This is a genomic window from Rhodovibrio sodomensis (genome assembly GCF_016583645.1).
Taxonomy (GTDB): domain Bacteria; phylum Pseudomonadota; class Alphaproteobacteria; order Kiloniellales; family Rhodovibrionaceae; genus Rhodovibrio; species Rhodovibrio sodomensis.
In genome coordinates, this window is the sequence record NZ_NRRL01000015.1 from 1 (window position 1) to 21,354 (window position 21,354).

At 69.3% G+C, this 21,354-nt stretch carries 18 protein-coding genes; 6 read left to right on the forward strand and 12 right to left on the reverse strand.

Annotated features, from left to right (window positions below; all coding sequences use genetic code 11):
* Positions 1–205: 205 nt before the first annotated feature.
* From CKO28_RS08145 to CKO28_RS08160, 4 genes are all read right to left on the reverse strand, one after another.
* The gene (locus CKO28_RS08145) at positions 206–490 is read right to left on the reverse strand and encodes a hypothetical protein (protein ID WP_200340141.1); all 285 of its coding nucleotides are present in this window, start codon (positions 488–490) and stop codon (positions 206–208) included.
* A 456-nt stretch (positions 491–946) separates the two neighbouring features.
* Positions 947–1,393 carry a PAS domain-containing protein gene (locus tag CKO28_RS08150; RefSeq protein WP_200340142.1) on the reverse strand — a complete coding sequence of 149 codons (447 nt, stop codon included), beginning with the start codon at positions 1,391–1,393 and terminating at the stop codon, positions 947–949.
* A 521-nt stretch (positions 1,394–1,914) separates the two neighbouring features.
* The gene (gene ptsP / locus CKO28_RS08155) at positions 1,915–4,188 is read right to left on the reverse strand and encodes a phosphoenolpyruvate--protein phosphotransferase (protein WP_200340143.1); all 2,274 of its coding nucleotides are present in this window, start codon (positions 4,186–4,188) and stop codon (positions 1,915–1,917) included.
* Positions 4,189–4,253: 65 nt separating this feature from the next.
* Entirely contained in the window at positions 4,254–5,474 is a 1,221-nt protein-coding gene (locus tag CKO28_RS08160) for an aspartate kinase (protein ID WP_200340144.1), read from the reverse strand.
* Between the two features lie 270 nt (positions 5,475–5,744).
* On the opposite strand from CKO28_RS08160, the gene ubiG reads away from it, so the two are divergent.
* The 4 genes from ubiG (at position 5,745) to CKO28_RS08180 (ending at position 9,443) form a co-directional block, all read left to right on the forward strand.
* The gene (gene ubiG, locus CKO28_RS08165; RefSeq protein ID WP_200340145.1) at positions 5,745–6,542 is read left to right on the forward strand and encodes a bifunctional 2-polyprenyl-6-hydroxyphenol methylase/3-demethylubiquinol 3-O-methyltransferase UbiG; all 798 of its coding nucleotides are present in this window, start codon (positions 5,745–5,747) and stop codon (positions 6,540–6,542) included.
* 233 nt (positions 6,543–6,775) lie between these two features.
* Positions 6,776–7,423, forward strand: coding sequence for an invasion associated locus B family protein (locus CKO28_RS08170; protein ID WP_200340146.1), 648 nt, complete (start codon positions 6,776–6,778; stop codon positions 7,421–7,423).
* A gap of 43 nt (positions 7,424–7,466) precedes the next feature.
* Positions 7,467–8,003 (forward strand): class I SAM-dependent methyltransferase, encoded by a 537-nt coding sequence (locus CKO28_RS08175; RefSeq protein ID WP_200340147.1) that lies wholly within the window; start codon positions 7,467–7,469, stop codon positions 8,001–8,003.
* Between the two features lie 135 nt (positions 8,004–8,138).
* Entirely contained in the window at positions 8,139–9,443 is a 1,305-nt protein-coding gene (locus tag CKO28_RS08180) for a hypothetical protein (RefSeq protein WP_200340148.1), read from the forward strand.
* Here CKO28_RS08180 and CKO28_RS08185 read toward each other — a convergent pair.
* The 3 genes from CKO28_RS08185 to CKO28_RS08195 form a co-directional block, all read right to left on the reverse strand.
* A complete protein-coding gene (locus tag CKO28_RS08185) occupies positions 9,440–10,339 on the reverse strand; it encodes a carbon-nitrogen hydrolase family protein (protein WP_338050079.1) in 900 nt (299 codons plus the stop codon). The genes CKO28_RS08180 and CKO28_RS08185 overlap by 4 nt on opposite strands.
* Positions 10,340–10,342: 3 nt before the next feature.
* The gene (gene grxC / locus CKO28_RS08190) at positions 10,343–10,609 is read right to left on the reverse strand and encodes a glutaredoxin 3 (protein WP_200340149.1); all 267 of its coding nucleotides are present in this window, start codon (positions 10,607–10,609) and stop codon (positions 10,343–10,345) included.
* Positions 10,610–10,768: 159 nt separating this feature from the next.
* Complete coding sequence (locus CKO28_RS08195) at positions 10,769–11,551, reverse strand: double zinc ribbon domain-containing protein (protein WP_200340150.1); 783 nt, start codon at positions 11,549–11,551, stop codon at positions 10,769–10,771.
* Between the two features lie 74 nt (positions 11,552–11,625).
* Between CKO28_RS08195 and CKO28_RS08200 the strand changes: the two genes are divergently transcribed.
* Complete coding sequence (locus CKO28_RS08200; protein ID WP_200340151.1) at positions 11,626–12,576, forward strand: methyltransferase domain-containing protein; 951 nt, start codon at positions 11,626–11,628, stop codon at positions 12,574–12,576.
* A 314-nt stretch (positions 12,577–12,890) separates the two neighbouring features.
* Here the strand turns inward: CKO28_RS08200 and CKO28_RS08205 are convergent, their stop codons facing one another.
* The 4 genes from CKO28_RS08205 to CKO28_RS08220 all read right to left on the reverse strand — a co-directional run bounded on the left by CKO28_RS08205 (position 12,891) and on the right by CKO28_RS08220 (position 16,492).
* A complete protein-coding gene (locus CKO28_RS08205; RefSeq protein ID WP_200340152.1) occupies positions 12,891–13,157 on the reverse strand; it encodes a ribbon-helix-helix domain-containing protein in 267 nt (88 codons plus the stop codon).
* A gap of 458 nt (positions 13,158–13,615) precedes the next feature.
* A complete protein-coding gene (locus CKO28_RS08210) occupies positions 13,616–14,068 on the reverse strand; it encodes an NUDIX domain-containing protein (RefSeq protein ID WP_200340153.1) in 453 nt (150 codons plus the stop codon).
* Between the two features lie 16 nt (positions 14,069–14,084).
* Positions 14,085–15,323, reverse strand: a complete 1,239-nt coding sequence (gene argJ / locus CKO28_RS08215) for a bifunctional glutamate N-acetyltransferase/amino-acid acetyltransferase ArgJ (protein ID WP_200340154.1) — start codon at positions 15,321–15,323, stop codon at positions 14,085–14,087.
* A 230-nt stretch (positions 15,324–15,553) separates the two neighbouring features.
* Positions 15,554–16,492, reverse strand: a complete 939-nt coding sequence (locus CKO28_RS08220; RefSeq protein ID WP_200340155.1) for a peptidylprolyl isomerase — start codon at positions 16,490–16,492, stop codon at positions 15,554–15,556.
* A gap of 680 nt (positions 16,493–17,172) precedes the next feature.
* On the opposite strand from CKO28_RS08220, the gene secA reads away from it, so the two are divergent.
* Positions 17,173–19,923 (forward strand): preprotein translocase subunit SecA, encoded by a 2,751-nt coding sequence (gene secA, locus CKO28_RS08225; RefSeq protein ID WP_200340156.1) that lies wholly within the window; start codon positions 17,173–17,175, stop codon positions 19,921–19,923.
* 129 nt (positions 19,924–20,052) lie between these two features.
* Here the strand turns inward: secA and CKO28_RS08230 are convergent, their stop codons facing one another.
* On the reverse strand, positions 20,053–21,006 hold the full coding sequence (locus CKO28_RS08230; protein ID WP_200340157.1) for an acetyl-CoA carboxylase carboxyltransferase subunit alpha: 954 nt from the start codon (positions 21,004–21,006) through the stop codon (positions 20,053–20,055).
* Positions 21,007–21,354: the final 348 nt, after the last annotated feature.

The following is a 21,354-nucleotide window of genomic DNA, read 5'->3' on the forward strand; positions in this document are numbered from 1 at the left end:
CGGAGTACGCGACCCGGGTCGTCGTCCAGCTCCCGTCCGCCTATCCGGACCAGGCGATCGCACGACTGCTTGGCGCGAAAATCCCGCAGCTCATCGCGCCGCCGTAGCGGCCCGGGCGATGTGCCCGCCCGCCGCCGACTGACCGTCCACCCCCAGCGCCGCCGTCATCGAGAGTCTCGAAAAATCGCCGATTCCGGCGGCGCTTTCACGTGCCGATACGCCAGCTGGTTGAAAACGCCATCTGCAGCGGGAAATTGAGCGCCCGTTCATGAATAGATCGGGCTAGGTAGGACACCTGCGCGCCGCCCGCGACGACCTGCGCCAGCGCGGCGGCGTCGTAGACCCTGGCGGACAGGTAATCCTCGCCATATACGGCACGGAACCCGTCGGGCAGTTCGCCGGCCTCCCCGGCCGTCATCCGGCGGACAGTATAGCCGCCGACATCGAACCAGAGATCGTCCACATAACGCGAAACCGATAAAGTCGACATCACACACCTCACGAGTTGGTTGAGGGTGTGAGTGTCGCTTTCCTGCCGCCGCGAATCTAATGAAAGTACCTACAACGTAGTAGAACCGCGGTATTTGTCCGCAGTTTTAATTTAATAAATCAAGAGGTGGCGCATATCATTGTGTGCTTTTGTCGCTGGCAGAAGGTATGCGCAAGCCGGGTCCATCAAGTCGCGTATGTTGATGCAGATGCTTGAGGCAAAAGCGTTCCGGTCTCGGCGCGGCCGATCCGGCCTGCTCGGCCGGCGCGGCTCCGGCACACCTACGATCGCGTGCCAACGCCTTTAACTGCACGCCAGGCGACTTTTTGATCGGGATTCATCGCGCAGGGCGTTGGCTCAGACGGATTTGCCCGGCGGCAACCCCAGGGACGGCCTCGGTGGCGGCAGTGGCGGCAGCAGCGGAAGCAGCGGCGCCGACCGGCAGCAGGCTCGAGGTCAGCTGTCCATCTTGAATTCGGCGAACCCCATGATCCGCTGCACCTTGCCGGAATCGCCGAACGGCAGAAGGATCCGGCGGAAGGCGAGTTCGGCGCCCTGGCCGCGCCAGGTCACGGTGCCGTCGTGGTAGGCCGGCCGGCCCTCGCGCAGGCAGGCTTGATATTCGGCGTAGATGTCCGGACGGTCGGCGAACGGGATCAGATCGGCCAGATACTCGCCGGTGACTTCCCGGTTATACAGTTCCCGGTAGAACGTGCCGGCAAGGCGGACCCGCAGCGTCTCCACGGTTTCGCCGTCCAGTAAGAAGATGGTCGGGAGCGCCTTGGGAAAAACCGTCGGGTCGATCGCCGTGATCGGCGGCAAACGCCGGCGGGCGCGCGCACGCTGCCACCAGCGCTCGAAGTATTCGAGCCCGTCCACCTTCAGGTCAGGGATCGTCCGCACGGCATGGACCTCGGCACGTAACACGGTATGACAACCACCCGTGGGCGGCCCTCTTCGGCTCTTATGGGTTAACCGTCCATTGCACAAGATAGTATGTGCTGTTTGAACGTTTAAGTCCGCGAGCCTTCGAAACGGTTAATCAGTGGCGCTCAGGGGTTCAGCCTATCGCGCGAGCGTTGCATGCGGAAGTATGGCGGGCCCTCAGCGATGCCTACAGAAGCTAAGAGCCGGCGCAGTCAAACGCGATTCATTTTCCGGTCACACGCGCATCGCGTGAGACTAGCCCTGCCTATACCTTCGGATAGGAGCCGTCCGAACCGGCCCCGCCGGTCGTGACACAGCGGCCAGCAGCCAACGCTGCCTGGGACAGGATTCTCCCAGGTAGAACCAGCTTTCAGCATCCTGGGCCTAGAGCAAGATGCTGCAAGGTGAAGCCAGCTTTCAGCTGAATCTTGCTCTCTCTTCCAGCAGTTAGAGCAAAATTCACGCTGAAGATCGACGCGACCTTCAGCGATTTTGCTCTAGATCACGATGCCGCGATCGCGGGCGTAGCCGCGCAAGCGTTCGCGCACGCTGTGGTCGTGCGCCTCGGCCAACTGCTGAACCAACCGGGCGAGCGGCGGCAGGTCCAAGCTGCGCACCGTGGCCCGCACCGCCGGAACCGCACGCGGCGCCATCGACAGGTTGCGCAGGCCGCAGCCGACCAGCGCGAGGGCATCGATCGGCTGACCGGCCATTTCGCCGCAGACCGACAGGTCGACGCCGGCGTCGCGCGCCGCCTGCGACAGCTCGAGCAAGAGCCGCAGACCGGGCGGCGACAGCGGGTCGTACCGCCGCGCCAGGCGCGGGTTGCCGCGGTCGCTTGCGAACACGTACTGGAACAGGTCGTTGCTGCCGACCGCGACGAAGTCCGCCGTCTGGAACAGCTGCGGCAGCTGCCACAGCAGGCCGGGCACCTCCATCATCGCGCCCACACGGATCGCGCTCGGCAGGTCCTCGCCGCGTTTCCGGGCCCGGCCGCGCTCCAGTTCGACCAGCGTGCGCGCCCGCGCCAGCTCGGCGACCTCGGTCACCATCGGGAACATGATCCGCAGTTCCCGCCCGGCCGCCGCGCGCAGCAGCGCGCGCAGCTGATGGCGCAGGATGACCGGCCGGTCCAGCCCGATCCGGAGCGCCCGCCAGCCCATGGCGGGGTTCTCTTCCTCGCTGCCGCGCCAGTACGGCAGCGCCTTGTCGCCGCCGACGTCGAGGGTCCGGAACACCACCGGCTTATCCCCGGTCTGCTCCAGCACGCGCCGGTACAGACGGGTCTGCGCGGCGACGTCGGGGAACTCCCGGCGGACCATGAACGGCACCTCGGTCCGGTACAGCCCGATCCCGTCGGCGCCCGACTCGTCGAGCTGTGGCAGGTCGACCAGCAGGCCCGCGTTCATGAACAGGTTGATCCGTGTGCCGTCGCGGGTGACCGGCGGCTGGTCCCGGGTCTCGGCGTAGAGCGCGCTGCGCCGTGCCCGCGCGGCCATGCTTTCGGCGAAGCTGTCGCGCACGCTTTCCGCCGGGCGCAGCAGGAACTGCCCGGTGTCCCCGTCGACCAGCGCCTCGTCGCCGGCGCGCGCTTCCGCGAGCGCGCCGCGGCACCGGCCCAGCACCGGAATGTCGAGCGCGCGCGCCACCACCGCGACGTGGGCGGTCGGCGACCCCTCCTCCAGCACCACCGCACGCAGCCGCTCCCGGTCGTAGTCCAGCAGCTCGGCCGGCCCGAGGGTTCGCGCCAGCAGCACGATGTCGTCCGGCAGCTGGTCGCTGGCGGAGCCGCCGTCGCCGCCGGTCAGATGATGCAGCAGGCGGTTCACCAGGTCGTCCAGATCGCTCAGCCGCTCGCGGATGTAGGGGTCGCGGACTTCCGCCATCCGCGCGCGGGTATCGTTCTGCACCTTCTGCACCGCCGCCTCGGCGGTCAGGCCGCCGTTGACGGCTTCCCGGATCCGGTTCAGCCAGCCCCGGTCCTCGGCGAACATGCGGTAGCTGGCGAGCACCTCCTCGTGCTCCCCGCCGGTCGCGGCGAGGTTCGCCTGGCGCATCAGTTCATCGAGCGCGCTGTGCATTTCCGCGACCGCCGCGCGCAGGCGGTCGTGCTCGGCCTCGGGATCCTCGGCGACCGTCTGGCGGATCACGATGCCGCGCTCGTGGAGGACCACCCGGCCCAGGCCCAGGCCGTCGTTCAGGACGATCGCCGGCAGGCGCACCGGCAGCAGCGCGGCGGTGTCGGACTGCGACTCCTCGGCGGACACCAATTCGCCGGAGGCGACCAGCTCGGCGAGCACCATGGCGACCGTTTCCAGGGTTTCCTGCTCTTCCTCGGCGTAATTGCGCTGGGTCGCGTTCTGGATCACCAGGACGCCGAGCACCCGGCCGTCGCGCAGGATCGGCACGCCCATCAGCGACTGGAACGGATCCTCGCCGGTTTCCGGACGGTAGGCGAAATCGGGATGGTTCTGCGCGTCGGCGAGGCGCAACGGCCGTGCGTTCAGGGCGATGTTGCCGACCAGACCCTCGCCGTTGCGCAGCCGCGTGGTGTGCACCGCCTCCGGCTTCAGGCCCTGGGTGGCGAACAGCTCCAGGACCTCGCCCGCGCGCATCACGTACACCGAACACACCTCGGCCACCATGTCCTGCGCGATCAGCCGGACGATCTGGTCCAGGCGTTCCTGGGCCGTGCCGCCGCCCTTCATAATGTCGCGCAGGACCCGCAGCAGCCGACGGGAGCCGGCCCAGCCGAGGACCTGTTGCGCCATTTCGGACTAGCCCATGAGGCTCGGGTGGTGGGGGAAGCCGGTCATCGGGCGCCAGCCTCCGGCGGTCATTCGGCGTCCAGGCCGTAGGCGGTGTGCAGGGCGCGCAGCGCGAGCTCGGTGTACTCCTCGGCGACCAGCACCGAGACCTTGATCTCGGAGGTCGAGATCACCTGGATGTTGATGCCCTTCTCCGACAGCGCCTCGAACATCGTGCTCGCGACACCGGCGTGGGAGCGCATGCCCACCCCGATCACCGAGATCTTCACCACGTTGGTGTCGGGGACCAGCTCGTCGTAGGCGAAGCCGGCGTCCTTGTCCTGCAGCAGCCTGACCGTGCGGTCGTAGTCGTCCTTGCCGACCGTGAAGGTCAGGTCGGTGTAGCCGCCTTCCGGCGAGACGTTCTGGACGATCATGTCGACGTTGATGTGCTGCTGGGCGAGCGAGCCGAACACCCGTGCCGCCGAGCCCGGCCGGTCGGGGACGCGGGTCAGGGTGATCTTGGATTCGTCCCGGCTGTAGGCGATTCCGCTGACGACTTCCTTTTCCACGATCTCGTCCTCGTCCACGATGAGAGAGCCAGGCTTGTCCTCGAAGCTGGAAAGCACCTGCACGCGCACCCGGTGTTTCATGGCCATCTCGACGGCGCGGGTCTGCAGCACCTTCGCGCCCTGGCTGGCCAGTTCCAGCATTTCCTCGTAGGTGATCCTATCCAGCTTGCGCGCCTTGGTCACGATGCGCGGGTCGGTGGTGTAGATCCCGTCGACGTCGGTGTAGATGTCGCAGCGCTCCGCCTCCAGCGCGGCGGCGATCGCCACGGCCGAGGTGTCGGAGCCGCCGCGGCCCAGGGTGGCGATCCGGCTGGTCGCGTCGACGCCCTGGAAGCCGGCGAACACCGCGACCTGCCCCTCGCCCATCCGGCGGACGATCTCCTCGCCCTCGATGCTCTCGATGCGCGCGCTGCCGTGGGCGTCGTCGGTGCGGATCGGGACCTGCCAGCCGAGCCAGGAGCGCGCGGACACCCCCAGTTCCTGCAGCGCCAGCGCCGCCAGGCCGCAGGTGATCTGCTCGCCGGCGGAGACGACGGTGTCGTATTCGCGGGTGTCGTAGAACTTGGAGGTGTCGCGGACGTAGCCGACCAGTTCGTTGGTCACGCCCGACATCGCGGAGACCACCAGGCCGACCTCGTTGCCCGCGTCGACTTCCGCCTTGACCCGCTCGGCGACCTTCTTGATGCGCTCGACGTTGGCGACGGAGGTGCCGCCGAACTTCATCACGATGCGGGCCATGGGCGCTCCGGGCCGTGGGTGGGCGTTCGGGCCTTGCGTGGGCTTGGGGGCCTTGCGGGCGGCCTTGGGCGAGCCACCCGGCCGGACAGGGCCCGGGGCACGGCGGGCCGGCCGCCCGAGGCTGCGCCCGTGCGTGCTGTTGCCCGTCGGACGGCGGCCACCCATACTCTATACGCGCTTTGCAGCGCAAGAAACCGCACCGGCCGAAGCCACCTCCATGCCACGCCGTCTGGCGTGCGGATCCGAACGACCCCAGGAGCCGTCCCGGCCATGGACCAGCCGCCCACCGCCGCCACGCAGCCCGGCGATCCGTCCGCCGTGGAAGGCGTCAGCGTCGACCCGCAGGAGATCGGCAAGTTCGCCCGGATGGCCGAGACCTGGTGGAATCCCGACGGCGAGATGAAGCCGCTGCACGCGCTCAACCCGGTGCGCGTCGGCTACATCCGCGACCGGCTGGCCGCGCACTTCGCCGGTAAGCCCGCACCGGGCACCTCGTTCGAGCCGCTGCACGGGATAGACCTGCTCGACGTCGGCTGCGGCGCGGGTCTGCTGGCCGAACCGCTGGCCCGCCTGGGCGCGCGCGTTACCGGCATCGACGCCGCGCCCGAGGCGGTCAAGGCCGGCCGCGCGCACGCCGAGCTGCAGGGCCTGGAGATCGACTACCGGGCCGGCACGGTGGAAGCGCTGGCCCGGACCGGCCGGCAGTTCGACGCGGTCACGATCATGGAAGTGATCGAGCACGTCCCCGATGTCGACGCCTTCCTGGCGACCTGCGGCCGGCTGGTCCGGCCCGGCGGCCTCGCCGTGGTGTCGTCCGTCAACCGGACGGCGAAGTCGTTCCTGCTGGCCAAGGTCGGCGCGGAATACGTCCTGGGCTGGCTGCCGCGCGGCACGCACGACTGGCGGCGCTTCGTCAAACCCTCGGAAGCCGCGCGCGGCCTGCGCGCCGGCGGTCTGCGGCTGGCCGAGGTGACCGGGGTCGTGTTCGACCCGCTGAACGGCTGGCAGACCGCCCGCGACAGCGGCGTCAATTACATGATCGCGGCGGAAAAACCCGACAAGGGTTGACGCCGGCGCCGACGGGGCCCTTGGAATCCGCGGCCTGCCGACACAAAGTGTGGGACGATGGCGCGCGCCGCGCGTCGGCCGTTCCCGACCGCGTGGTCGCCGGCGATCGCCGACGCGGCCACCAAGACGCGGCCACCGAGACGCGGCCACGGACCCAGCACCCGGTTTGATCGCCCCGGAGGCGATCAGCCCGACCCGATCACCGCCGGAAGAGACAGCCGAGAAGGAAGACCATGTCGCTGACCAAGACGCTCGCAAGCTGCGCGGCCGCGGTCGCCATCGCCCTCGCCGCACCGACGGGCATCCCGACCGCCAGCGCCCAGGAAGGCGGGCTGGAGACCCAGCTGGACCAGCAGCAGGGCGGCGGGCTGGAGACCCAGCAGAACCAGGGCCAGGGGCAAGGCTTCGGCCAGGGTCAGGGCCAAGCGCAAGGTCAGGGTCAGGGCCAACAGCCCAACATCGAGAGCACCAGCTACGAGGACTGGGTCGTCCAGTGCCGCGTCCAGCCGAACGGCCCGAACGGTCCCTGCCGGATGGGCCAGGGCGTGCGCAACAGCCAGAACCAGCAGGAGATCATGCAGGTGATCGTCGCGCGGACGCCGCAGCAGGGCCCGATCGTCAATTTCATCGTGCCGCTGGGCGTAAACCTGCAAGCACCGCTGACGGTCGCGGTCGACGGCAACCAGCTGGGCCAGGCGGATTACGTGTCCTGCGTCCAGCGCGGCTGCGTGGCGCGCATGCAGGTCTCCGACGGGATGCTGAGCGCGATGAAGCAGGGCCGGCGTCTGCAGGTCACGCTGACCGGGCAGCGCGGCAACACGCGCACCGTGCCGGCCAGTCTGCTGGGCTTCACCGACGCCTATAACGCGCTGACGTCGTAAGCCGTCCCGCCCGGCGCCCCGATCCGCGCAGGCCGGGCCGCCCATGGCGCCGCCGTCCGGCCCCGCGGCGCCGCCGCCGTCCGACTGGATCTGCCGCTTCGCCGGGCATGTGCCGACGGGGCCGGTGCTCGACCTCGCCTGCGGCCGCGCGCGCCACGGGCGGCTTTTTCGCGCCCGCGGCCATCCGGTGACGCTGGTCGACCGCGACCTGTCGGGCGTGGCCGACCTGGCCGGGCGCGACGGGGTCGAGACGCTTCAGGCCGACCTGGAAGACGGCCGGCCGTTCCCGCTCGCCGGCCGCGGTTTCGCCGGCGTGGTCGCGACCAACTACCTGTCCCGCCCGCTGCTGCCCGCCCTGGTGGCGGCGGTGCAGCCGGGCGGCGTGCTGCTGTACGAAACCTTCGCCCGGGGCCAAGCGCGCCTGGGCCGGCCGACCAACCCGGCCTTCCTGCTCGCCCCCGGCGAGCTGCTGGAGGCGGTGCGCGGCGCCCTCACCGTCGTCGCCTACGAAGACCGCACCCTCCACCGCCCCGACCCCGCCTGTGTCCAAAGGATCTGCGCGGTGCGGCCGACCGCGTAAGCCACACCAAAGGCGCGCACTCGGTCGCCGTTTACGTTTTATCTGGCGTATGCCGAAATACGCGCTAAACTTGTCAAATGGTCGTTGAATTCACCCTTGGCGTTGGGCGGATGCCGTGTGGGGGAGGAACGGGTTATGCGTAAACGGATGCTATTCGCCGGCGTCGCGGCGTTGGGACTGACCGGATGCAGCGTCGGGGAAGGCTTTGTGGCGCGCGAGTGGTCGCGCGAAATTCGTCAATTACAGATAGAACCAGTGTTTCCGCCTCGTGAGGATTTTCACGTCGGTGACGTTTACTTACCGGCGCAGAAGTACGGCGACGATGCGGAACCAGCCGACAAGGGCGCCAGGGTTCCGATCGCGACCTGGATGACCACGGTGAATTTACAGAGTGTCGGGAACGACGGTGATATGAAAAATAGCGTTCATGATGATAAAGCCAAAGGAGGTACGAGAATTATTGAAAACGGGTTGTTGAGTAAGTTTTACGGTAACCGCGTGACCTACCCGGCAACTGGGTTCAAGAAAGCAAGCGATGGCAAAAGTTCGAAGGTGGCCGACGTGAGCGTCCTGGATTGCAAGGACGTGGCCCCGCCCGTTGCAAACAGTTCCTGCAACATCTTCACGGACAACGAAAAAACGAAACTTCGCCGGCTGCGCGTGGTTGGTTTCCCGACCTTTCTCTCGACCGAGATCACCGAAGGCTCGTTATCCGCTTTCGTCCCGGCGGAAGCCTTCACCGCCGCCCTTGGGCTGGAATTCGGAGACGTGAGATCGGTATCTGTCAGCGTTCCGGTCGCCGAATCGATCGGCCTACCGGCGACCGATATGCTCTCGGCGCTCAAGACCAGCGTTATTGATGATAAGAAGAAGTGCAGTCCGGGAACGATTAACGCCATCCTGCCACGAGAGCAGCGGGACGCGAACACGGACGCGGCACCAGGTTTTTTTCACATGCTTGTTGTAACCGAGGTTTACTATACGAGAAACATCGATATTTCGATCCGAACCGAGGAAAGTTTCGGGTTGGGCGCAAACGTTAAACCAATCATCCCCGATACGACCTTCGCCAAAAACAACACCTCAGAGAAGCCACAGACCCAGGCTCAAAGCACGCAGAAGCCGGATAACGGCAATTCAGGCCCTGAGAACAAGAAAGGTGAGTCTAGGAATCCCAGCTTGCACGCCGCACAAACCCGGATCGGCGATCTGCAGAAGGCGGTGTCAGATCTGCCGACGACGCCCGGTGTAAACTTGCAGCTGCTCTCCGTAGCGGACGGGCGCGTCGGGATGCGCCGCATGTTCTCGCGCCCCATCGCTATCGGCTACCGCGGGCTATCTCTTAAGGTCAAATTGTCAAACCAGAAGTGCGCGATCCTTGCTGGACGCCCAGCTCAAGACACCGGGCCACTCGGTCAGGCCGGACAGTCAACAAACTAGCTGACGGTCTCGAAAACTTTCACCTCGAACCCCCGGTCGTGGCGCAGCGACGGGATCCAGCCGCGCGCCTGCGCCACCGCCGCGGGATCGACATCGACCGTGACCACGCCCGGCCCGGCGTCGCCGGCGTCGGCGATCACCTCGCCCCAGGGGGCGACCGCCAGCGTGTGGCCGTAGGTGCGCCGGCCCTGGGCGTGTTCGCCGACCTGAGCGGGGGCAAGCACGTAGCTGCCGGTCTCGATCGCCCGGGCGCGCAACAGGGTGTGCCAGTGCGCCCGCCCGGTGACCTGAGTGAACGCCGCCGGCACCGTCAGCACGCCGGCCCCGGCATGCGCCAGTGCGCGGTAGAGCGCGGGGAACCGCACGTCGTAACACACCGTCAGCCCCAGCCGCGCCCACGGCGTCTGCGCCACGACCGCCTGGGCGCCCGGCCGGAACGCGTTGGATTCGCGGTAGGTCTGCCCGTCCGGCACGTCGACGTCGAACATGTGGATCTTGTCGTAGCGCGCCTGGATCCGCCCGTTATCGTCGAACAACAGCGAGCGGTTGGCGAGCCGGCCGTCCGCGCCCGGCGCGTCGGAATCGTCGACCCGCACGGCCGTGGAGCCCAAGAGCAGCCAGACGCCCAGCTCGCGCGCCAGATCGGCGAATGCGCGCACCGCCGGATGCGCGTGTTCGCCCGGCACGGCCGCGCGCAGCTGCGTGTGGTCGGGTTGCAGGATCGGCGTGTTCTCCGGCGTGGCGACGAAGGCCGCCCCGGCGGCCGCGGCCTCGCGGATCAGCCGGTCCGCCGCCGCCAGGTTGGCGTCGAATTCCGGCCCGCTGGTCATCTGGACCAAGCCGGCCCGGAACGCGCGCCCGGCGCCCGGACCGCCGCGGCTCCCCGCCTCGGCCACGGCTTACGCCCGACCGGCCAGGAGGCCGTCCAGCTTGCCCTGACGGTCCATCTCGTAAAGCTCGTCGCAGCCGCCCACGTGGGTCCCGCCGATGAAGATCTGCGGCACGGTGTGCGCGCCGCCGGCACGCTCCATCATCTCCGACCGGCGCTTCGAGCTCATGGTGATGTCGATCTCCTCCATCTGCTCCACGCCCTTCTCCTTCAGCAGCTTCTTCGCCCGGCTGCAGAAGGGGCAGAGCATCTTGGTGTACATCGTGATCTGCGCCATCGGCGTCCTCGCATCTGTCGTGAAAAACGTCGGGCCGGCGTTTCCACCGGCCGCGCGTGCCAGCGCCCGGCGTCGCCCCCGCCGTCCGCTCGCGGACTCTAGCGCCCGCGGGCGGGAAAATCACGGGGGGTCCGCCAAGGCGCGTTCAGTCCGGCGCGTTCAGTCCGGCGCGGCCGGGCGGACCACGCGCGCCAGGGTCAGGACGTCGACCTGCCGGGCGCCCGCCCGCTTGAGCACCCGGGTGCACGCCGCGACGGTCGCGCCGGTGGTCAGGACATCGTCGACCAGCAGCACCGAGCGCCCGCGCACCCGGCCGGCGCGGCCCGGGTGCACGGCGAACGCGCCGGCGACGTTGCGGCCGCGCCCGGCGCGCGACAGATGGCCCTGGCTGGGCGTGTTGCGCCGGCGCAGCAGCAGGTCCGGCACCACCGGCACCGACGCGACCCGGCCCAGCTGGTTGGCGAGCAGCGCCGACTGGTTGTAACGCCGGGCGAGCAGCCGCCAGCGGTGCAGCGGCACCGGCGCGATCACATCGGCGTCGGCCAGCAGCTCGTGGCCGGCCCGCGCCATCCAGTGCGCGAACGCGGGCGCGGCTTCGGTCCGGTCGGCGTGCTTGAAGCCCAGCACCAAGCCGCGGCTGCCGTCGTCGTAGGCCATCACCGCCCGGGCCCGGGCGTACGGCGGCGGGTCGACGTGGCAGGCGCCGCACAGCGTGCCGCCGGCGTCCCCCGCCTCCGGGGCGAGTTCGAACGGGAAGCCGCACGCCGCGCACAACGGCGGCCCCAGGAAGGCCACCCCCTCCCAGCAGGCGGGGCACAGCGTGCCGGGCGCGCCGACCGGCCCGCCGCAGGCGAGGCAACGCGGCGGCAGCAGGGCATCCAGGACCGACCGGCCGGCGGCCCTCACCCAGGCGGCCGGCGCCCGCGTCCCGGTCACCGGCATCGCCGGCGCGCGGGGTTGCGGCGGACGCCAATCGCCCTTTGCCGCGCCGCGGCTGCCAGCCCATATTCGCGGTCATGACCGATCAGCCGCACACCGTGTTCGACCGCGCCACCGTGCGCCGCCACCGCGACCGCGCCGCGCGCACGTTCGCCCGCTACGAATTCCTGACCGCCGAGGTCGCGGACCGGCTGGCCGACCGGCTGGACGACGTCCGCCGGGCGTTCCCGTGCGCCCTCGACCTGGGGGCGCGCGACGGCACGCTGGCGCGCACCCTGCAGGGCCGCGGCGGGATCGAGACGCTGGTCGAAAGCGAGCTGTCGGGCGCGATGGCCAACGCCGCCCGGCGCCGCGACCGTGCGGAGGGCGCGGTCGCGGGCCTGCACCGGCCGCGCGTGATCGCGGACGAGGAGGTGCTGCCGTTCGCCGACAAGACGTTCGACCTGGTGCTCTCGAACGTCTCGCTGCACTGGGCGAACGACCTGCCGGGCGCGCTGCTGCAGATCAACCACGCGCTGAAGCCGGACGGCCTGTTCCTGGCCACCCTGTTCGGCGGTGCGACGCTGTACGAGCTGCGCACCTGCCTGATGCAGGCGGAGGAGGAGATCGAGGGCGGCGCCGGCCCCCGGGTCAGCCCGTTCGCGCAGAACCAGGACGGCGCCGAACTGCTGCAGCGCGCCGGCTTCGCCCTGCCGGTGACCGACATCGACACCCTGAGCGTGACCTACCCGGACGCGCTCAAGCTGATGGACGACCTGCGCGGTATGGGGGAAAGCAACGCCGTGCGCGAGCGGCGCAAGGCCTGGACCCGGCGGGAGACGCTGGTGCATGCCGCGCAGCTGTACGAGGAACAGTTCGGCAATGCCGACGGCACCGTCCCGGCGACCTTCGAGGTGATCTACCTGACCGCCTGGCGCCCGGACGCCAGCCAGCCGCTGCCGCTGCGCCCCGGCGAGGCGCACAACAGCCTGGCCGAGGCCCTGGGTACCGACGAGGTGCCCACCGGCATCAAGGCCCGTCCGGGCTGAGCCGCTAGTCCGCGCTGCCCCGACTGCTCGTAAGCACAGCGCATCGGCGGGTCCCCTCTCCGCCACTGGGGGGAGAGGGACAGGGAGAGGTGGCTCTGCACGGAACCGGAAGCTTGGAACGCCGCGAGCGCTTCGCTGGCGTGCAAACCTCCTCAGCCTAGCCCTCTCCTCCCACGCGGAGGAGAGGGAACCCGCTGCTGCACTGTGCAGACCCGGGGAATGCCTAGGAAAATTGGGCGACGTGCGCACGCAAACGACCCGCGCACACCGGCGGCGCACCCTTGCGTCCCGCCGCCAGTCCATCGCCGGACCGCCTAGCGGTCGTGGTCGAGCGCGCCGTGGCCGGCTTCGGCGTGGCCGGGCTCGGTCGCCGCGCGGCGGTAATATTCCAGAATGTAGACCCGGATGCCGGCGGTCAGGGTCCGTTCCGCGCGGGTCCGGTCGACGTGGGCGCACAAGTCGTGCATCGACAGGCCCTCGCGCAGGCAGATCTCTTCCAGCGCATCCCACATCGCCCGTTCCAGGCGCAGGCTGGTCCGCCGGCCCGACAGCGTCACGTTGCGCGACACCAGCGTGCTCATGGCGCCGTGCTCCGGCGCGGCCGGCTGGCCGGACCCACCGGACGGCGCGCGTCCGCACGGCTCCGGCGGCCGCCATCCGTCCTCAGCTCCGCCCCCGCTCGCTGCGGCCGGCCCGGCCCCGTCCGGCCCGCCGGCCACGTCGCCCCTTCGACGTTCACCTTCGTCACTTCCCCCTTGGGCGAGACCGCCGAAGGCCGTGTCGACCTTCCGCGTGAATTTCCCCTCACCTTCGCCAAGCGCGGGCCGGAAGGCCTCGCCGGACGACCGCGCAAGATAAAAGCACCCTCCGCGATCCCCCTCCGACCCAAAGCTCTAGGCATACGATTGCGTGGGGTATTTAGAGCAACCCTGAGTGGCAACGCAAGCCTAAGGTGGTTGTATATCTTTAGGGTATAAAAACGATAAGGTGAAACAAAACTTAAAATGTATGTTAATAACGAGATGTCAGGCAATCTGCGCTATAAAAGGTCGCGCAGCTGGGCGGTCAGGGGAACGTCCGCCTCCGGCATCGGGTAATCGCGCAGCCGCACCGGCGCCACCCACTTGAGCTCGGCGTGCTCCAGCGGCTGCGGCGTGCCCTGCCAGACCCGGCAGACATACAGCGGCATCAGCAGGTGGAAGTCGTCGTAGCCGTGCGAGGCGAAGGCCACGGGCGCCAGGCAGCTGGCCCGCGTGTCGATCCCGTGTTCTTCCGACAACTCCCGGATCAGCGCGGCCTCCGGCGTCTCGCCGTCCTGCACCTTGCCGCCGGGAAACTCCCACAGGCCGGCCATCGCCTTGCCTTCCGGCCGACGGGCGATCAACACCCGCCCGTCGTCGTCGACCAGCGCGGCCGCCGCGACCAGAACGATCTTGTCCGGTGCAGACGATCGTATGTCGGCCTGCCAGCAGCCGCTCGGGTCTTGGCTCACCGCGCGCACGCTCCGCTCAGCTTCGATAATCCGCGTTGATGTCGATATAGCCGTGGGTCAGGTCGCAGGTCCACACGGTTGCCCGGCCGTCGCCCACGCCGACGTCGACCTCGATCGCGATCTCCCGGCCGCGCATGTGGGCGGCGACCGGCGCCTCGTCGTAATCCGGCACGGCTTCGCCGTCGCGGGCGATCTCGGTGCCGCCGATGGCGACCGACAGCCGGTCGCGGTCGGCGCGCTCGCCGGCCTTGCCGACGGCCATGACGATCCGGCCCCAGTTGGCGTCCGCGCCCGCGATCGCGGTCTTGACCAGCGGCGAGTTGCCGATCGCCAGCCCGATCCGCTTGGCCGCCGGATCGCTGGCGGCGCCGCGCACGCGGATGGTGACGAACTTCTGCGCCCCCTCGCCGTCGCGCACCACCTGCTGGGCGAGGTCGGTCATCACCGCCTCCAGCGCGCGGCGGAAGTCCGCCAGCCGCGGGTCATCCGGATCGGTCACCGCGGCGTTGCCGGCCCGGCCGGTAGCGGCCAGCAGCAGGGTGTCGCTGGTCGAGGTGTCGCCGTCCACCGTGATGCAGTTGAAGGTGCGCTCGTTGACCTCCCGCAGCACCGTCCGCAGCGCCTCCGGGGCGATGTCCGCGTCGGTGAACGCGAAGGCGAGCATGGTCGCCATGTCCGGCTGGATCATGCCGGAACCCTTGGCGATCCCGGCCAGGGTCACGGTGGTGCCGTCGATCCTGGCGGTGGCCGTGGCGCCCTTGGGGAAGGTGTCGGTGGTCATGATCGCGCGGGCGACCGGCTCCCACCCGCCAGGCGCGAGGTCGCCGGCCAGCGCGTCCAGGTGGCCGGTGATCCGCTCGGCCGGCATCGGCTCGCCGATCACCCCGGTGGAAGCGAGCAGCACGTCGTGCGCCCCGCAGTCGAGCGCCCGGGCGGTCGCCTGCACCTCCGCGCTCGCCGTCTCCTGGCCGCGCTTGCCGGTGAAGGCGTTGGCGTTGCCCGCGTTGACCAGGATCGCCCGGCCGTGCCCGCCCGTCTTGGCCAGCGCCGCCCGGCACCAGTCGACCGGCGCGCTCGCGGTCAGCGAGCGGGTGAACACGCCGGCGACGCTGGAATGCGGCGCCAGCTCGATCAGCGCGACGTCCAGCCGGCCGGTCGTGTAGCGCACGCCGCACGCCTTCGCGGCCGCGCGCACACCGGCGATCGGCGGCAGGTCCGGAAAGCGTTCGGGCGCGAGCGGGGAGACCGGGGGCATGGCGCGGAACTCGAAAACTGGGTGTGCAGGGGCGCGGGCCAACCGAAAATCTCCCCTCCCTTGAGGGGAGAGGGAGGGGCCCCGCGCCGCGCAGCGGCGTGGGAGGGTGAGGGTGGGACTCCCCGGCGTACGCCGAGGAGTTCCACCCTCGCCTGTGCTCTCCCCTCACGGGAGAGGGAACCTCCGCGGGCGTTCGTTGGACGCTCAGACGGCGTCCGAAGTACCGGCGACTACTGCCCGCCCGGCATCACGGCGCCGCCGCCGCGCTGACCGCCGCGGCCCTGGCCGCCGCCCAGATCGGGCTTGTCCTCGACCTGCTGGCGGCGCTCGGGAAAGGTCTTGATCTGGGCGCCCGCGCGCAGGTCGGACAGAACCGACTGGACCGCCTGCTGGCGGACCTGCTGGCGCAGCTGATCCCGCATCTCCTCGAAGCTCTTGGGCGCCTGGGTGCGCTTGTCGGTCACCTTGATGACGTGCCAGCCGAACTGCGTCTGCACCGGCTCGTCGACGACCTCGCCGGTATCGAGCTGGAAGGCGGCTTCGGAGAACGGCTGCACCATCTCGCCCTTGCCGAAGAAGCCGAGGTCGCCGCCCTGCTTGCCGGACGGGCCGGTCGAGTGCTCGGCGGCCAGGTCGGCGAACTTCGCCCCCTCGCCCAGCTGAGCGATCAGCTGCTGGGCAAGCTTCTTGTCCTCGACCAGAATGTGGCTCGCCTTGACCTGCTGCTGCGGCGGGTTGTTCTTCTTATACTGCTCGTACGCCGCGCGCAGGCGCTCCTCGGTGATGTAGTCGTCGATCTTCCGGTTCAGCCAGACCTCGCGGGCGACCTGCTCGCGCAGCTCGGCCATCCGGTCCTTGAACGCCTGCGTCTGCTCGACGTCGCTGTCGAGCGCGGCCTCGCCCAGCAGCTCCATGTCGACCATCCGGTCGAGCAGCGCCGGGAAGATCCGGCCGAACTGCTGCTGGTACCGCGCGGGCAGCTGCTTGGCGGACTCGACGACCTGGTCGTAGCGGATCTCCTGGCCGTTCACGACCGCGACGACGGGGTTGGCGTCGGCGCCGTCGCCGGACGCGCTGTCGGTGCCGGACTGCTGCGCGGCGGCCACCCCCGGCAGGGCCAGGGCGGCGACGCACGCAAGCGCGGTCAGGCGGGTGCGCAGCGGGCTCATCACGGGATCGATCCTCCTTCGTAGACGGTTTGCCGATTGGCGGTTTGCCCGGCGCGGCGATCGCCGGGTGTTTCCCTTGCGTGGGCGCCGGCGCACCCGTCGGGCGCGCCCGGAGCCTAGCCGATGCGGGCGGCGCGCGGGCGCGCCGGTGTCGTCAAATCTTCATCTCGCGTCCAAGCGGTCGCGGCCGCATCTCGCATCCGCATCGCGTATCTGGCCGGTCGCGGCCGCGCGCCGCTTGGCCGCAGCGCAACCCCCGTTGTGACGGCCGCATGGGAAGCGTGCCGGCCCGCGACCGCCCGTGTCCGCGCGATACGCCCCAGCGTTGGCGCACCAGCCTGGGACCCATGGCGCGCGGGCATTGATGCACGCCCGCCGGCCCCGGCACAACCCGCCCCCGGCCCCGGGCGAGGGCGGGCGGGGGCGCCGGGCGTGGCGCAAGCGGTCGGCAGGCCTGTGCGACGCCCCGTGCGACCCCCATGCGACCGCCATGCGACCCCCATGCGACCGCCATGCGACCCCCATGCGACCGCCATGCGACCGCCATGCGACCGCCATGCGACCGTGGGCAACGTTGACACTCTATGGCGCCTTCCCTAAGTGTCAGGCGACGCCGCGCGGCCCCGTCTTCCGGGCCGCGAGCGGCTTTTTATTGAGACGTCTCTGTCAAGGACCCACGCATGATCGGCGCGCTCGGCCAAAAGCTGTTCGGCACGGCGAACGACCGCTTCCTCAAAGGGCTGCGCAAGCAGGTCGAGCAGATCAACAAGCTCGAACCCGAAATGGAGAAGCTGTCCGATCAGGACCTGCGCCAGCGCACCGACTGGTTCAAGGAGCGGCTGAACAAGGGCGCGACGCTGGACGACCTGCTGGTCGAGGCGTTCGCCACCGTCCGCGAGGCCGCCAAGCGCACGCTCGGCCAGCGGCACTTCGACGTGCAGCTGCTGGGCGGCATCGTCCTGCACAAGGGGATGATCTCGGAGATGAAGACCGGCGAGGGCAAGACGCTGGTCTCGACCCTCGCCGTCTACCTGAACGCGCTCGCCGGGCATGGCGTCCACGTGGTCACGGTCAACGACTACCTGGCCGAGCGCGACGCCGAGTGGATGGGCGCGATCTACCGCTTCCTCGGTCTCAGCGTCAGCTGCATCAAGAACGGCATGCCGGACGCCGAGCGGCGCAACGCCTATGCGTGCGACGTGACCTACGGCACCAACAACGAGTTCGGCTTCGACTACCTGCGCGACAACATGAAGTTCCAGCTGGAGGACATGGTTCAGCGGGACTTCTTCTTCGCGATCGTCGACGAGGTGGACTCGATCCTGATCGACGAGGCGCGCACGCCATTGATCATCTCCGGCCCGACCGAGACCACCTCCTCGCTGTACGTCTCCGCCAACGAGCTGATCCCGCACCTGAGCGCGGACGACTACGAGACGGACGAGAAGGCGCGCGCGGTCAACCTGACCGAAGACGGCGTGTCCAAGGTCGAGGAGCTGGCCCGCCAGCGCGGGCTGATGGGCGAGGGCTCGCTGTTCGACATCGATAACGTCGGCCTGCTGCACCACGTCAACCAGGCCCTGCGCGCGCACAAGCTGTTCCAGCGCGACCGCGACTACATCGTCAAGGACGGCAAGGTCGTCATCATCGACGAGTTCACCGGCCGGATGATGGAGGGGCGGCGCTTCTCCGAGGGTCTGCACCAGGCGCTGGAAGCCAAGGAAGGCGTGCAGATCCAGAACGAGAACCAGACGCTCGCCTCGATCACCTTCCAGAACTACTTCCGGCTCTACCCCAAGCTCTCCGGCATGACCGGCACGGCGATGACGGAAGCCGGCGAGTTCGCCGAGATCTACGGCCTGGAATGCGCCGAGATCCCGACCAACAAGCCGATGATCCGCAAGGACCTCGACGACGTCGTCTACCGCACGGCGAACGAGAAGTACGACGCGATCGTCGAGCGCATCCGCGAGTGCCACGAGCGCCAGCAGCCGGTCCTGGTCGGCACAGTGTCGATCGAGAAGTCCGAGCAGGTCTCGGAGATGCTCAAGAAAGCCGGGATCGCGCACCGGGTGCTGAACGCCCGCTACCACGAGCAGGAGGCCTACATTATCGGCCAGGCGGGCGCGCCCGGCGCGGTGACGATCGCCACCAACATGGCCGGCCGCGGCACCGACATCCAGCTCGGCGGCAACGTCGACATGCGGATCGAGCAGGAGACCCAGGGCCTGGGCGAGGCCGAAGCCGCCAAGCAGGCCGAGCAGATCCGCCGGGACTGCGCGGAGAACGCCGAGGTGGTGCGCCAGGCCGGCGGGCTGTTCGTGCTGGGCACCGAACGCCACGAGAGCCGCCGGATCGACAACCAGCTGCGCGGCCGCTCCGGCCGGCAGGGCGATCCGGGCGCCTCGCAGTTCTTCCTGTCGCTGGAAGACGACCTGATGCGCATCTTCGGCTCCGAGCGCATGGACAACATGCTGGGCAAGCTCGGGCTCGAGGAAGGCGAGGCGATCACCCACAAGTGGGTCAACAAGGCGCTGGAGAAGGCGCAGTCGAAGGTCGAGGGGCGGAACTTCGAGATCCGCAAGAACCTGCTCAAGTTCGACGACGTGATGAACGACCAGCGCAAGGTCATCTACGAGCAGCGTCGCGAACTGATGCAGGCCGAGGACGTCTCGGAGACGGTCACCGAGATGCGCCACCAGACGATCGAGGACCTGGTCTCCAGGTACGTCCCCGAGAAGGCCTACCCCGAGCAGTGGGAGCTGGACACGCTGGCCGAGGAGTGCCGGCGGGTGCTCGCCCTCGACCTGCCGGTGCAGGACTGGGCGCAGGAAGAAGGCATCGCCGACCGCGAGATCCACGAGCGGATCGTGCGCAAATCGGACGAGCGCATGGCGGAAAAGGCGGCCAACTATGGCCCCGATCTGATGCGCCACGTGGAAAAGCAGATCGTCCTGCACGTGGTCGACAAGAAGTGGAAGGAGCACCTGCTCAACCTGGATCACCTGCGCCACGGCATCGGGCTGCGCGCGTTCGCGCAGCGCAACCCGCTGCACGAGTACAAGCAGGAAGCCTTCGAGATGTTCCAGACCATGCTCGCGGCGGTGCGCGAGGAGGTCACCTTCCTGCTGTCCCACGTCGAACTGCGCGCGCAGGAGCCCGAGCAGGCGACGATCCGGCACGAGCAGCCGCGCACCACCGAAAGCCGGGAAGACCCGGCGATGGCCGAGGCGGGCGCCGAGGCGAGCCAGCCTGAGATGGCGCTGGCGGGCGCCGGCGGCGGTGGGGCGGGCGCGCAGACCGTGCGCCATGCCAGCGGCGCCCAGGCCGACCCGCAGGACCCCAACACCTGGGGCAAGGTCGGCCGCAACCAGCCCTGCCCGTGCGGCAGCGGGGCCAAGTACAAGCACTGCCACGGCAAGATGCAGTAGCGCGCCGGTAGCGCACCGCGACGCTGGGCCGTCCCTGCCGGGGGCGGCCCCGTCGTGTTTCTAGAGCTGCATGCGCGAACAGAGGGCAAGATTCAGCCGAAAGGTGATTTCTCCTTTCAGCATCTTGCCCTAACTCAGCCCGACCCGGCCGATCTCCAGGTATTTGTCGCGGCGCTTGCGCTTCAGCGCGCCGCCGGTAAAGGCGCGCAGGCGGTGCAGTTCGTCTTCCAGGACGTCGCCCACGGCATCGATCGTCGCCGCCTTGTCGCGCTGCGCGCCACCCAGCGGCTCCTCGATCACCCGATCGATCACCTGTAGCTTGTGCAGATCCTGGGCGGTTAGCTTGAGTTGCTCGGCGGCGTCCTTGGTGTGCTCGCCGCTGCGCCACAGGATCGACGCGCAGCCCTCCGGCGAGATCACCGAATAGACCGAGTGCTCCAGCATGTAGACGCTGTTGGCGCTGGCGAGCGCGATCGCCCCGCCGGAGCCGCCCTCCCCGATGATCACCGAGATCAGCGGCACCTTGACCTCCAGGCAGGTCTCGATCGACCGGGCGATCGCCTCCGCCTGGCCGCGCTCCTCCGCGCCCACGCCGGGATAGGCGCCGGGGGTGTCGACCAGGGTGAAGATCGGCACCTGGAAACGCTCGGCCAGGCGCATCAGGCGCTGGGCCTTGCGGTAGCCCTCGGGCCGGGCCATGCCGAAGTTGTGGCGCACGCGCGTGGCGGTATCGTGGCCCTTCTCCTGGCCGATCCAGACGCTGGAAAAGCCGCGGAACCGGGCCAGGCCGCCCTGGATCGCAGGATCCTCGCCGTACGACCGGTCGCCCGCCAGCGGCTGGAAATCGTCGACCAGGCGGCTGATGTAGTCGCCGAAGTGCGGGCGTTCGGGATGCCGGGCGACCTGGGTTTTTTGCCACGGCGTCAGCCGGGCGTAGGTCTGGCGCAGCAGCCGCTCGGCCTTGGCCTGCAGCTTCTGCACCTCCTCCTGGATGTTGACCTCGGAATCGTCGGTCAAATGGCGCAGTTCCTCGATCTTGCCCTCGAGTTCCGCGATCGGTTTTTCGAAATCCAGGAAGTGCATGGGTGCGATGCCGTGGTTTGCCCGGGAAGCGGGGATAAGGGGCGCGCGGAAAGCGCCGCGGGGGCGGTTTGGCGCGCAACCTAGCGGGCGCCGACCGGGCGGACAACCAGCCGGATCGCCCCCGGGCGCGGACGCGGCGCCGCCCAGCCGGCCGGCTTGACCCCGCCGCCGCGCCGGGCCAAGCTTCCGGGCACGAAGCGTTCCGACGGGAGCCCCGCCGCAAAGGGGCTGAGAAACCGTCCGGTGCCGGCCTGGCCCGTTCTAGCGCGGCCCAGCCGGCGGCGGCGGTGACCGTTCGAACCTGATCCGGGTCATGCCGGCGTTAGGGATAAGGAACGCGGACCTGCG